The sequence below is a fragment of the Prevotella sp. RM4 genome (assembly GCF_000701965.1).
Taxonomy (GTDB): domain Bacteria; phylum Bacteroidota; class Bacteroidia; order Bacteroidales; family Bacteroidaceae; genus Prevotella; species Prevotella ruminicola.
Genome location: NZ_JNKG01000008.1, coordinates 234116 through 246633, shown reverse-complemented (window position 1 = coordinate 246633; position 12518 = coordinate 234116). Strand labels below are relative to the sequence as shown.

Annotated in this window: 9 protein-coding genes; 8 read left to right on the top strand and 1 reads right to left on the bottom strand. The window is 49.5% G+C overall.

The genetic code is table 11. The annotated features are described in order from the left end of the window. Positions 1-74: 74 nt before the first annotated feature. Positions 75-1154: an HAD family hydrolase gene (locus T499_RS0107050; protein ID WP_013063153.1), complete on the bottom strand. Its 1080-nt coding sequence runs from the start codon at positions 1152-1154 to the stop codon at positions 75-77. Positions 1155-1423: 269 nt separating this feature from the next. On the opposite strand from T499_RS0107050, the gene T499_RS0107045 reads away from it, so the two are divergent. The 8 genes from T499_RS0107045 to T499_RS0107010 all read left to right on the top strand — a co-directional run bounded on the left by T499_RS0107045 (position 1424) and on the right by T499_RS0107010 (position 12420). Further along, positions 1424-4453 carry a SusC/RagA family TonB-linked outer membrane protein gene (locus tag T499_RS0107045; RefSeq protein WP_033150542.1) on the top strand — a complete coding sequence of 1010 codons (3030 nt, stop codon included), beginning with the start codon at positions 1424-1426 and terminating at the stop codon, positions 4451-4453. Between the two features lie 40 nt (positions 4454-4493). Continuing rightward, a complete protein-coding gene (locus T499_RS0107040; RefSeq protein ID WP_052173531.1) occupies positions 4494-6080 on the top strand; it encodes a RagB/SusD family nutrient uptake outer membrane protein in 1587 nt (528 codons plus the stop codon). 49 nt (positions 6081-6129) lie between these two features. Beyond that, positions 6130-7044: a hypothetical protein gene (locus T499_RS0107035; RefSeq protein ID WP_033150368.1), complete on the top strand. Its 915-nt coding sequence runs from the start codon at positions 6130-6132 to the stop codon at positions 7042-7044. A gap of 48 nt (positions 7045-7092) precedes the next feature. Then, complete coding sequence (locus T499_RS0107030) at positions 7093-8298, top strand: esterase (protein ID WP_033150367.1); 1206 nt, start codon at positions 7093-7095, stop codon at positions 8296-8298. A 42-nt stretch (positions 8299-8340) separates the two neighbouring features. Next, entirely contained in the window at positions 8341-10731 is a 2391-nt protein-coding gene (locus T499_RS0107025; RefSeq protein WP_052173560.1) for a beta-glucosidase family protein, read from the top strand. Positions 10732-10899: 168 nt separating this feature from the next. Beyond that, positions 10900-11121, top strand: a complete 222-nt coding sequence (locus T499_RS0107020) for a helix-turn-helix domain-containing protein (protein WP_033150539.1) — start codon at positions 10900-10902, stop codon at positions 11119-11121. Next, positions 11108-11419 carry a HipA N-terminal domain-containing protein gene (locus T499_RS0107015; RefSeq protein ID WP_033150366.1) on the top strand — a complete coding sequence of 104 codons (312 nt, stop codon included), beginning with the start codon at positions 11108-11110 and terminating at the stop codon, positions 11417-11419. The genes T499_RS0107020 and T499_RS0107015 overlap by 14 nt, the downstream gene beginning before the upstream one ends. Beyond that, complete coding sequence (locus T499_RS0107010) at positions 11419-12420, top strand: type II toxin-antitoxin system HipA family toxin (protein WP_033150365.1); 1002 nt, start codon at positions 11419-11421, stop codon at positions 12418-12420. The genes T499_RS0107015 and T499_RS0107010 overlap by 1 nt, the downstream gene beginning before the upstream one ends. Positions 12421-12518: the final 98 nt, after the last annotated feature.

Here is a 12518-nt window from a genome sequence, read left to right as displayed (position 1 = left end):
ATAATTCAGCAATTATCACCATTATTTGAACATACACGACAACTTTTAAACAAATCGGACAACCCGCGTAGGGCTTATTCGAAGGTGAAAGGCACCTTCACTACCTCTGGTCCGTAGATGGTTTTAAAGTCGTCGCGCATAGAAATCACATGGTAGCCGCTATCGCGCCACTTCTGTGCCAGCGATAGTGCCTTTTCGCGGTTAGCATGGTCGCGAGCCTCATCATCAGCCACCAGCATAAAGGCGGCAGCACGGTGTTTGCTATTGCTCAAGCAGTAGTTATGCATGGCGCTGTCGCCACCGCTATTGCCAAACGACAGTACGGGCACCTTACCAATCTCCTGTGATATCTGCAGCACCTTATTGGTCTTCAGATTCTTGATAATCAACTCATCGGTACGCACCAAGTTCTCTTCTTTGCCCATGGTATAGTTCACACCTGCCACGTCGCCCTGACTGCTAGACACCAGTCTTACATCCATACCTATCACCCTGTTTGGTGCAATACCGATTGACTCTACCAATGCACGACAGATAAAACGATCAGAACCCGATACCACATAATAGGTAAAGCCATGCTCCCTCAGATACTCGAACACCTCGAGCATGGGACGATAGAAGCTCTGACCATAGGTCATACCTGTAAAACCGTTAGCAGTCTTAGCAGCATAGGCTTTTACGTAGGCATCAAACTCGGCCAGCGTCATACCAGCATAAGCTTTGGCAGCGGCTTTGGCATGAATCATATCGAAATGGTCGGGCAACGCCGTGCCGTTACGCACAAAGTCTCGGATGTTCTGGGCTGCTGTACGCACATCCTCGGGAGCTTTGTCGCGGTAGTCAGCATCGTCGAGCACACGGTACTCCAGCAGATTATACTCAAAATAAGTAGGATAAAGCTCACCCACAAAGGTGCCGTCCATATCAAAGGTGGCAATACGGTCTTCCTCGCTGATATAGTTCGGCGATTTCGGGTTAGTCACATCCTCAACATACTCCTGCAAGGCAGTCAGTGCCTCACACTTGTTCCAGGACTCAAAATACGATTTTTGTACAGTAGCTTCTACATCATCATTACTGCACGAAGTAATTGCACTTGCGCCGCTGAACGATAACAAAGCGGCAAACATCAAAACGGTTAATTTCTTTATCATCTTATCATAAGATTAGTTTGTTGTTGCAAAAGTACAAAACATATTTAATAATGCAAAAGAAAAATACGGAAATATGAACAAAATCGACAAGTTTTAAACAAATCGAACAACACCTATATAGATTTGAACAAGCGCGAAAAACGAAAAACAGAATAAAAAAACACTATTTAATAATTCGTGTTACCTTTGCAGCCGATATTTTCATAACCAAATAATATTCCTAACAATTAACTCAAAACAATTAAAGCTCAATGAAGAAGAGTAGTATTATGTTGATGTTGATGGCACTGATGATGTCAGTAACATCTTTCGCCCAAGGACTGAAGGGCCATGTAATCGACGAGAACGGCGAACCCGTTATCGGAGCAACCGTAGCCGAGAAGAACAATCCCAAGAATGCCACCATCACCGATTTTGATGGTAATTTCGTGGTAAACATTCAAGCAGGTCATACCCTCACGGTGACCTACATCGGCTATCAAACCTTTGAAGGTGCCGCTAAGAACGGCATGACTATCAACCTGAAACCCGACAACAAGGTACTCGACGAAGTCGTTGTTGTTGGTTATGGTGTACAAAAGAAGAGTAGCGTAACAGGTGCCATCTCTCAGGTAAAACCCGAGGATATGGAAAACCGCACCATCGCCAACGCTCAACAAGCCCTGCAGGGTAAGACCTCGGGTGTACAGATTATCCAGTCGAGCGCTGCTCCTGGTTCATCACCAACCATTCGCGTACGCGGTTATTCCTCTAATTCAAGCTCAGAGCCCCTGTTCGTTGTTGATGGTGTGCGCCTGAGTGATATCAGTGGTATCGACCCCAGCACCATCGCCTCGATGGAAATTCTGAAGGATGCAGCCTCGGCCGCTATCTACGGAGCCGAGGCCGGTAACGGAGTTGTTCTTATCACCACTAAGAAAGGTAAGCCTGGACAGGGAAAAATCTCTTACGACTTCATGTTTACCGACGAGAGTCTGGCCCGCATTCCCAAGATGCTGAACGCCGAGCAGTATATCCAGTATATGGACGAGGGTAACATTTTCACGAAGGACTATATGCTGAAGAACTGGGACGGTGTGACCAACACAGCGTGGACCGATGTGGCTTTCAATCATGGTCACATGCAGAAGCACGCCCTCTCGTTCACCGGTGGTAACAACCGTGGCAACTATTTCCTCTCGCTCGCGTACCTTAATAATAATGGTATCGTGAAAGGCGACGCTGATGTGTACAAACGACTCACAGCCACCATCAACGCCGAATATAAGATTAAAGACTGGTTGAAGGTAGGTACTACCAACCAGATTGAGAAATACGACGTTCGCTCGGTATCTACCAACAGCGAGTACGGCTCGCTGCTGACATCCATCCTGATGCTCGACCCACTGACTCCCGACACCTACACCGCCGAGAACCTGCCTTACCAGATGGTAAATGCCCAGGCCAACGGCAAGCAGCTGTTGCAGGACGAGAATGGCAACTACTATGCCGTATCTAAGTTCTATGCCGGCGAGCAGTATCATCCCATGATTATGCGCGACAACGGTCTGTCGAAGAACCAGGGATTCAATATCAACGGTTCTATCTATGGTGATTTCACACCATTAAAAGGCCTCACTGTTACCTCTCGTTTCGGTTATCGCCTGGCTGGTACACGTAACAGCAGCACCAGTCTGCCATTCTATGGTAACGGTGTTCAGAGCCGCGACTACCTCGACTTCAGCGCAGGCTCATCTACCTCTATCTACTATCAGTGGGAGAACTTTGCCAACTATATGAAACAGTTTGGTGGTCATACCGTTACAGCCATGGTAGGTATGTCGTTCCAGAAGTCATCAAGCGACAATGTGAACGGTTCGCTGACAGCCAATGGCGAGGATGCCTTGAAGAAGAACGACCCATTGTTCTACTATCTGAACTATGCCAACGCATCGGCCACGAAAGGTGTGAGCGGCGAAACCAACGAGAGTACCAAATACTCCTACTTCGGTCGCCTGTCTTACGATTTCATGGGTCGTTACCTGCTGCAGGCTTCGCTGCGTGCAGATGCTGCCGACTTGTCGAAGCTCTCAAAGAAAACCCGTTGGGGTTACTTCCCTGCCGTATCAGTAGGTTGGACCATCAGCGAGGAGAAGTTCTTTGCACCACTGAAAAAAGCCTTCGATAGCTTGAAGTTCCGTGCCAGCTGGGGTCAGAACGGTAGTCTCTCGGCATTGGGTGGCTACAGCTACAGCACCGATATGGCACTGGGCGGACTCTATCCATTCTCTTCAGGTATCAACTACACCCAGGCCGCAGCCCCATCAACCATGGGTAACGACGACCTGAAGTGGGAAACCTCAGAGCAGTTGAACTTTGGTTTCGACGGCATCCTGATGGGCGGTCGCATGACCTTCGGCATCGACTACTTTATCAAGAAGACTAAGGACCTGCTGGTATGGGGTACCACACCATCGCTTATCATCGGTGGCAGCACCTCGCCTATGAATGCCGGTAACGTTGAGAACAAGGGCTTTGAGTTTGAGCTGGGCTGGCGCGACCATATCGGCGACTTCAACTACAGCATCCGTGCCAACCTCTCTACCCTGAGCAATAAGGTGACCTATATCGATCCTTCTATCACCCGCCTGAGCGGTAGCAGCTTCCACACTTACACCATCACCTACTTCGAGAAGGGCTATCCCGTTTACTACTTCCGCGGCTACAAGTTTGCCGGCATCGACAAGGAAACAGGTAATCCTTTGTTCGAGGATCTGGATGGCGACGGAAAAGTATCTGATGGCGATCTGACCTACATCGGCGATGCCATCCCCGATTTTACCTATGGTCTCACCCTCACAGCGGCCTATAAGGGCATCGACCTGACCGTATTCGGAACCGGATCGCACGGCAACAAGATTTTCAACTGTATCAACCGTCCCGACTACGCTGCTTCGAACCGTTTGAAGGAAGTGTTCTACGACAACCGTTGGACGGTAGATAATCCTAACGGCACCGTCCCCCGTGCTGGCGCTAACGACATGGATAAGTATGCCACATCGAGTGCGCTGGTTTACGATGGCAGTTTCTTCAAGATCAAGCAGATTCAGCTGGGTTACACCCTGCCTAAGAACCTCATCAATAAAGTAGCCTTGAGCCATGCCCGTATCTACGCTTCGCTCGACGACTTCTTCACCTTCTCTAAGTATCCAGGCTTCGATCCTGAGGCTGCAACCAACTCTACCTCGGGTATGGGTATCGACAAGGGTGGCTACCCCACCTCGAAGAAAGTGGTACTTGGTTTGAACATCGAATTCTAAGAGAGTTAAAGAATTAAAGAATTGAAAAATTGAAATCATTATGAAAAAGAATATATATAAAATGGTTGTAGCAGGAGTATTCTCCTTCCTCCTTCCTCTTTCCTCTTTCCTCGTAGTGAGCTGCGACAGCGAGCTCGACATTGCCAAACACGGCAACCTGGGAAGCATGGAAGACTTCTACACCAACGACGGGAACACCATGCAGGCCACCTCTTCGCTCTATCTGCAGATGCGTAGCCTACATTACAATTGGTTTATGACCAAGAACTGTCTGTCTGACGATGTCTGGACAGGTGGCGGTTCGCGTGGCGACAACGCCGAAATGGAGAAACTCAACGAATACACCTTCGGCACCGATCACGGTATGGTTCAGAGCCTCTACTCGGGTCTCTATGGCGTCATCTATAAAGCCAACCTGATTATCGACAAGACACAGGGAGAAACCTCTATTATGAAACGCGCCATCAACGAGGCTAAGGTGTTTCGTGCATGGGCTTCGTTCGAGCTGGTAACACTCTTTGGCACAGCTCCTGTTGTGGACCACCTGTTGGAACCAGGTGAGTATCGCTTAGGCAACAGCGATCCTGCCGAGATGTGGGCACTCATCGAGAACGACCTGAACGAGGCCATCAACAGTGGAACCCTGCCCTCAAAGAGCGACGTGAACGATGCCGAGGGAGGCATCCGCATCACCAAAGAGACGGCTCAGGCATTCTTAGGTAAAGCTTATCTCTTCGAAGGCAAGTACAGCGAGGCTGCCGCCATGCTCGACAATGTGATTAACTCAGGCAAATACGCACTCTATCAGGGTGAGTACGACGCTCAGTTCCATGCTGCAGCCAACAACAACTGCGAGTCGGTATTCGAACTGCAGAAGCGTAACGATACCGAGCAGATGTGGAACCAGTTTGATATGTACCTGTTGATGCAGGGCTGGCGTACTGACAAGATGAACTACAGCGGACAGGCTGCTACCGTGATTGCTCAGGGAACCTACGGATTCATGAACCCACGCAAGTCGCTCTACGATGCGTTCGTGGCTTGGGAAGGTGCCAACGGCTACCGTCTGAACAAAACCATGATGACCTACGAGCAGCTGAAGAACTTTGGCGTTAGCATCCAGACGGGCGCCTTGGTATATGGCTGCGAGGGTTACTTTATGTGGAAGAACCAGTCGCTGAAGGAGGACTGTGTTGTCGATCAGTCATTCTTCCAGGGTGTTCAGTTCACCAATCTGAAGATTATGCGCTACGCCGAGGTTCTGCTGTTGGCCGCCGAGGCTCAGCTGCAGGCAGGCAACAGCAGTAAGGCACTCGACTACATCAATCAGATTCGTGTACGTGCCAAGGAGACACCGCTGACCAGCGTAACGCTGAACGACATCAAGACCGAGAAGCGCCTGGAGCTCTGCAACGAGAGCGTACGTTTCCAGGATCTGGTTCGCTGGGGCGATGCAGCTTCGGCACTGGGTCAGCAGGGTAAGGAGATACCAGCCTTCGGTACCGAGGGTGTACAGTGGCTCTTCAAGAACGACAAGTATGGTTTCCAGGAGAAGCACAACCTACTGCCAATCCCTCTGAAGGAAATCGAACTCAACCCCAATATGACTCAGAACACGGGATGGTAATTCTACAATGTAAAAATGTAAGAATGAGAAAATGTAAAAATTGATAATTATGAAAAAGTTTAGATATATCATCATGTTGTTGGCTGTGATTGGCTTTACGGCTTGCGACAATAAATCAATCGAAGACCTGCAGGGCGAGTTCAACAACATCACCTTCTGCACCTTCAATAACGGCAGCGTACAGCCTACCACCAAATTGGGCAAGGGCATCAAGGCGCTGAACACCCAGTTTACCGATGCTGCAGGCAACAGCCTCAGCCTCAGCTTCGGCAGTAAGGAATGGATTCTTAGCGAGGGAACCTATCAGCCTGTAGCCACCCTCACTACAGGTGGCACTTACGCTGGTAGCATCAATGGCGCAACCATCAGCGAGGGTAGCATCGACGTGAGCGCCGTCAACGGTTGCTACTTTATCAGCGGACTGGTGAAGACCAGCGACGGCAAGCAGTACAAGCCTTACTTCAAGGGTGAGCTGACCTTCATCGTTGGCGAAGATGATCCTGAGCCCAGCGGCTATACCATGACCATCGCAACGAGCGAGGTTGCCATCATGGACTGGACCACCTTCCAGAACACCGTTTATCCCGACGTTACCAAATATACCATTACCGTCAAGGATCCTAATGGTCAGCAGGTAGCCCTGTTCGATGCCATCAATGGCAACAACAAGCAGGCCGACGGTCTGGCTGGTACCTATACCATCGTTGGCGATGCGCATGATGCCATGCAGATAAGCGCCGGCTACTCAATACCCGATTACGGTATGGCAGGCGGCACCAGCTATCTGGATAATGGCGGCACAATGCAGTATCTGACAGGTGGTAGCGTGGAGATAACCACCGCCAAGAGCGCCGAGGGCGAAACGCTGTTCTCGTTCAAAGGCACAGGCCTCGAAACCATCGATGCTGCAGGTACTACCGGTAGCGGTGCATTCAATTTGATGTTCATTTCACTTGTAAAGTAAGAAAAAAATTGTATATTTGCAGCGTGAATAGCTAAAAAAATAATAATAATGAAGAAACTAATGCTTATGGCTGCCCTCTGCCTGATGGGCATGGCAGCCCAAGCTCAGCAGAATCTGAGCTGGGGTCAGGGCCCACAGGTGGCCTCACCCGATGTACATGCCGACAACAGTGTAACATTCAACCTCATTGCCCCTGAGGCACAGAAGGTACAGATTACCGGCGACTTCCTGCCTCCCAAGAAGGTTGAGTTTGGCGGTAACACCTACGACGCCCCTAACGTAGTTGATTTGGTTAAGAACGAGAAGGGTGTTTGGAGTTTCACGACCGAGCCCCTGAAGCCCGAGCTTTATACCTATAATATGATTGTGGATGGTGTAAAGATTATCGATCCCCTGAACGTTTACAATATCCGTGACATTAACAACCTGTTCAGCGTACTGCTGATTGGTGGCGATCAGCGTACCGACCTCTACAAGGTTAACAAGGTGGCTCATGGCACTGTAAGTAAGGTATGGTACGAGAGTCCTACTGCCGGTCTTACCCGCCGTGTAACCGTTTACACCCCTGCCGGCTACGAAACCAGCGGTAAGGAGTATCCTGTACTCTACCTGCTGCATGGTATCGGTGGCGACGAGAATGCTTGGAGCGAGCTGGGTCGTGCTGCCCAGATTCTCGACAACCTGATTGCTCAGGGCAAGGCCGAGCCTATGCTGGTAGTGATGACCAACGGCAACATCTCGCAGGAGGCTTGTCCAGGCGAGACCAGCGAGGGATTCAAGGTGCCAACCATGATGCTGCCTAAGACCATGGAGGGTAGCTTCGAGACCGCCTTCCCCGATGTGGTTAAGTTTGTAGAGAAGAACTACCGTGTCAAGAAGGATAAGGCTCACCGCGCCATCGCCGGTCTGTCGATGGGTGGTTTCCACAGCCTGTTCATCTCTATCAACAATCCTGATATGTTCGGTTACGTCGGTCTGTTCTCTGCCGCTGTCGATCAGCAGCAGCCTAACGGTGGTTTCCCCAACATCTATGCCGACCGCAATGCTAAGATCGACAAGCTGTTTGCCAAGAACCCCAAGCTGTTCTGGATTGGTATCGGTAAGACCGACTTCCTCATCAAGAACAACAACGACCTGCGCGCTTATCTCGACTCTAAGCACCACAAATACACCTATCTGGAGACCGAGGGTGGTCACATCTGGCGCAACTGGCGAATTTATCTCTCAGAATTCACTCCACTACTTTTTAAATAATGAAAAAATGTAATAATGTAATAATTAAAAAGTTATATGATTATGAAGCAGTCAGATGGCTTAATTTTTAAATTTTCTCATTTTTACATTGCTGCAGCTGCTTTGCTGCTGACAGCCTGCGCTACTGCTGACAAGCAGAGTCCCAAGAACACCATCAATCAAGACGAGGTGATGTCGAAACTCTCACTTGAGGACAAGGCACACTTCGTGATCGGTACTGGTATGGCGGGGTTCTCGGGCAATGATGCCGTGATTGGTGCTACCCGTAGCTTAGTGCCTGGTGCCGCTGGTACTACCTACCCTCTCGACTCTTTAGGCATTCCCGCTGTGGTATTGGCCGACGGTCCTGCCGGACTGCGTATCGATGCCAAGCGTGACAATGATTCAGCCACCTACTACTGCACCCACTTCCCCATCGGAACCCTGTTGGCCTCAACATGGAACACCCAGCTCATCGAGCAGGTGGGACAAGCCATCGGTGAGGAGGTTAAGGAATATGGTGCCGACGTACTGCTGGCTCCTGCCCTCAACATCATGCGTAACCCACTGTGCGGTCGTAACTTCGAGTACTATTCTGAGGATCCCGTTGTAGCTGGTAAAACAGCTGCTGCCTATATCACAGGTGTGCAGAAGAACGACGTGGGTACCAGCATCAAGCACTTTGCGGCCAACAATCAGGAAACCAACCGCATGAACAACGATGCCCATATCTCTCAGCGTGCCCTGCGCGAAATCTACCTGAAAGGTTTCGAAATTGCCATCAAGGAGAGTAAGCCTTGGACGGTGATGACCTCTTATAATTATATCAATGGCGTTTACACCTCAGAGAGCAAGGACCTGGTAACCACTATTCTGCGTGATGAGTGGGGCTACGAGGGTACGGTGATGACCGACTGGTTTGGCGGCAAGGATGGTGCCAAGCAGATGTGGGCTGGCAACGACATGCTGCAGCCGGGTAAGGCCGAGCAGTTCGACAGCATCGTAGCTGGTGTGAAAAGCGGTAAGCTGAGCGAGGCCGACCTCGACCGCAGCGTCAAGCGCATTCTGAACCTGGTTGAGAAGAGCCCCCGCTATCAGGGTTATAAGTATTCAAACAAGCCTGACCTCAAAGCACATGCTGCTGTCACCCGTCAGAGTGCTGCCGAAGGTATGGTGCTGATGAAAAATGGAGGCGCCCTGCCTTTTGCCAAGAGTGTTAAGAATGTTGCCCTGTATGGTAACACCTCTTACGATTTTATTGCCGGTGGTACTGGTTCGGGTAATGTGAACCACGCTTATGTGGTGTCGCTGCTCGACGGTCTGAAAAATGGCGGCTATACCGTTTCGGACGAGTTGAAGAACGCCTATGCCGCCTACGCTGCCGAGTGCAAGGCAAAGGTAGAGGCAGAGATTGCAGCTGCTGCCAAGAAAGATCCCAAGAACGCCATGCTGCTGCGCTTCATGCCCCGTCCACTGCCTGCCGAAAAGCAGTTCAGCGCCGACGAGCTCACAAAACAGGCCGCCGCTTCGGATATCGCCGTGATCACACTCGGTCGTATCTCTGGTGAGTTTATGGACCGTAAGGCTGCCGACTTTAACCTGAGCGACTCAGAGCGCCAGCTCATCACTCAGGTGTGCGATGTTTACCACAAGGCTGGCAAGCAGGTTGTGGTACTGCTCAATATCGGTGGTGTTATCGAGACAGCCTCATGGAATCAGCTGCCCGATGCCATCCTGTGTGCTTGGCAGGCTGGTCAGGAAGGTGGTAACAGCGTGGTTGACGTGCTCAGCGGTAAGCAGTCACCCAGCGGAAAGTTCACCATGACATGGCCTGTAAACTTTACCGATGCCTACAGTTCAAAGAACTTCCCCGTGGATCAGGATCCACGTATCGACATGACCAATCAGGGCTCAAAGAGCGCCAATGTGAAGAATGTGGATTATACCGATTACGAAGAGGATATCTACGTGGGCTACCGCTATTTCGACTCGTTCGATGTGCCCGTTAGCTATCCATTCGGTTTTGGTTTGAGCTACACCACCTTTGCGTATAGCGATGCCAAGATTGTTGAGAATGGCGATGCCTACGAGGTGAGCGTAACGGTTAAGAACACCGGTAAGCACGAAGGTAAGGAGGTGGTAGAACTCTACATCTCAGCCCCCGATAACCAGGCTGCCAACAAACCCGTCAAGGAGCTCAAGGCCTATGGTAAAACCAAGCAGTTGGCTCCAGGCGAGAGCGAGACAATAACGATGACCGTACAGGCCGCCGACCTGGCTTCGTTCGACGAAGCAGCCTCGGCCTGGGTAGTAGCCGCCGGCGAATATCAGTTCCTGGTAGGCGCCTCATCGCAGGACATCAAAGCCACTCTCAAAGCCCAAGTCAAGGGGCAGCAGACCAAGGTTAACAACGTGATGAAGCCCCAGGGCACGATGAATCTCCTGAAGAGATAATACCTAATCAAATTTCTAACTATTCCCGCCGCCGATGAGCATCTCCCCCAGATCTCACCGGCGGCTTTTATTTAATAAATCACAATTTATTGTGAATTTTCTTGGAGGATATTGTTCTTTTTCTTATCTTTGCAGCGAAATCACAATATAATGTGATTTTAATTGCTTATGAATCAAAAGGAGATAGGAACTTGCATTAAGGAGCGCCGCAAACATCTTGGCGTAAATCAGCAGACTTTGGCCGATCTGGCAGGGGTGGGCATCAACACCCTTGTAGCAATCGAGCGTGGTGAGGGTAATCCACAACTCGTAACTCTTCTTACAATACTCAATACCCTTGGGCTGCAGATGGATCTAAAAGTTAAGACATTGACATATGAGACAGTGTAAAGTATTAGTTCACAACAAAGAGGCAGGCATTCTGCAAGAAACCGACGATCGCCAGTATATCTTTACATATCATGATGGATATCATGGCGACGCAGTATGCTTAGCTATGCCTGTACGAAAAGAACCCTATTATTCCTCTTTCCTGTTTCCTTATTTTTTTAATATGCTTTCCGAAGGTGCCAATCGCGAGCTGCAGTCATGTCTGCTTCATATTGATGAGAATGATGACTTTGGTATTCTTATGGCCACAGCTCAATTCGACACGATAGGAGCCGTAACCGTTAAACCAATAGAGTAATGGAAGAACTTAATATTTGTCCCTCAACTCTTGCCGAAGGTTTTAGCACCTATTCGCCTGCTGCGCTTAAACAGTTATTTGATGGCGAACAGGTTTCACATATTCTGCCCTTTGATAGTCCTAACAACGACAACTCAGACAACGCTGAATATGCCAAGCATGTTGGACGCATATCACTTTCGGGCGTACAACCCAAAGCAGGCTTACTTGTGAAAGATCATCAGCTTGCAAGACCGATGGAGAGCGAACAGGGACGTTATATCCTAAAGCCTGCACCTACGTCGTATAATTTATTGGAACGTAAGTATTGTCCGGCTAACGAGCATCTTAGCATGCAGTTGGCTGCGCAGGTATATCATATCGATACAGCAGCCAATGCTGTATGCTTTTTCAGGGATGGCGAGGTGGCCTATATCACGCGCCGTTTTGACATAGCACCTGATGGTAACAAATATCACCAGGAAGATTTGGCTTCGCTGGCTGGCCTTACAAAGGCTCAAGGCGGAAGTGATTACAAATACTGTAATCTTAGTTATGAAGAGTGCGCCGAGATTATTGGTAGATATACGACTGCTCCTGCCGTCGAGATTTTGAAGTTTTTCCGTGTGGTGGTGTTCAATTACCTGATTCTAAATGACGATGCCCATCTTAAGAACTTTTCGTTAATTATGCGTGGTGATGGCGAATACCATCTGGCACCAGCCTACGACCTCATCAATACAAGCCTTCATCTCTACGAACCTCGCATCTTTGCGCTCGACAAAGGTCTGTTCCGTGAAGGCATGACACTAACAGATACCCGAACAGTTAATCGTGGTGATTTCGAGGAGTTTGGCAGTCGCATTGGCCTGGCACCAAGGTTGGTAAAACGAGAACTGGATACTTTTGCCACAGAACAGCCCTTAGCAAAAGAGCTTATCAATCGTTCATTCCTATCTGATAAACTTAAAAAGTATTATTGGCAATCATTCAACTATCGCCGCTTAACGCTTACTTTTTAGCAGCTATTCTACGGAATCGATATACCCTAACAGTAGAGCCCTTGTAGTATGATACTATAGGGGCTTTAGTATGATAGCATAAAGCTCCCCGTTACCTG

Bases quoted from the DNA above. Each gene is read 5' to 3' on its own strand.
- T499_RS0107030 (WP_033150367.1), top strand. From the start codon at position 7,093: ATGAAGAAACTAATGCTTATGGCTGCCCTCTGCCTGATGGGCATGGCA.
- T499_RS0107035 (WP_033150368.1), top strand. From the start codon at position 6,130: ATGAAAAAGTTTAGATATATCATCATGTTGTTGGCTGTGATTGGCTTT.
- T499_RS0107025 (WP_052173560.1), top strand. From the start codon at position 8,341: ATGAAGCAGTCAGATGGCTTAATTTTTAAATTTTCTCATTTTTACATT.
- T499_RS0107050 (WP_013063153.1), bottom strand. From the start codon at position 1,154: ATGATAAAGAAATTAACCGTTTTGATGTTTGCCGCTTTGTTATCGTTC.
- T499_RS0107020 (WP_033150539.1), top strand. From the start codon at position 10,900: ATGAATCAAAAGGAGATAGGAACTTGCATTAAGGAGCGCCGCAAACAT.
- T499_RS0107045 (WP_033150542.1), top strand. From the start codon at position 1,424: ATGTTGATGTTGATGGCACTGATGATGTCAGTAACATCTTTCGCCCAA.
- T499_RS0107040 (WP_052173531.1), top strand. From the start codon at position 4,494: ATGAAAAAGAATATATATAAAATGGTTGTAGCAGGAGTATTCTCCTTC.
- T499_RS0107015 (WP_033150366.1), top strand. From the start codon at position 11,108: ATGAGACAGTGTAAAGTATTAGTTCACAACAAAGAGGCAGGCATTCTG.
- T499_RS0107010 (WP_033150365.1), top strand. From the start codon at position 11,419: ATGGAAGAACTTAATATTTGTCCCTCAACTCTTGCCGAAGGTTTTAGC.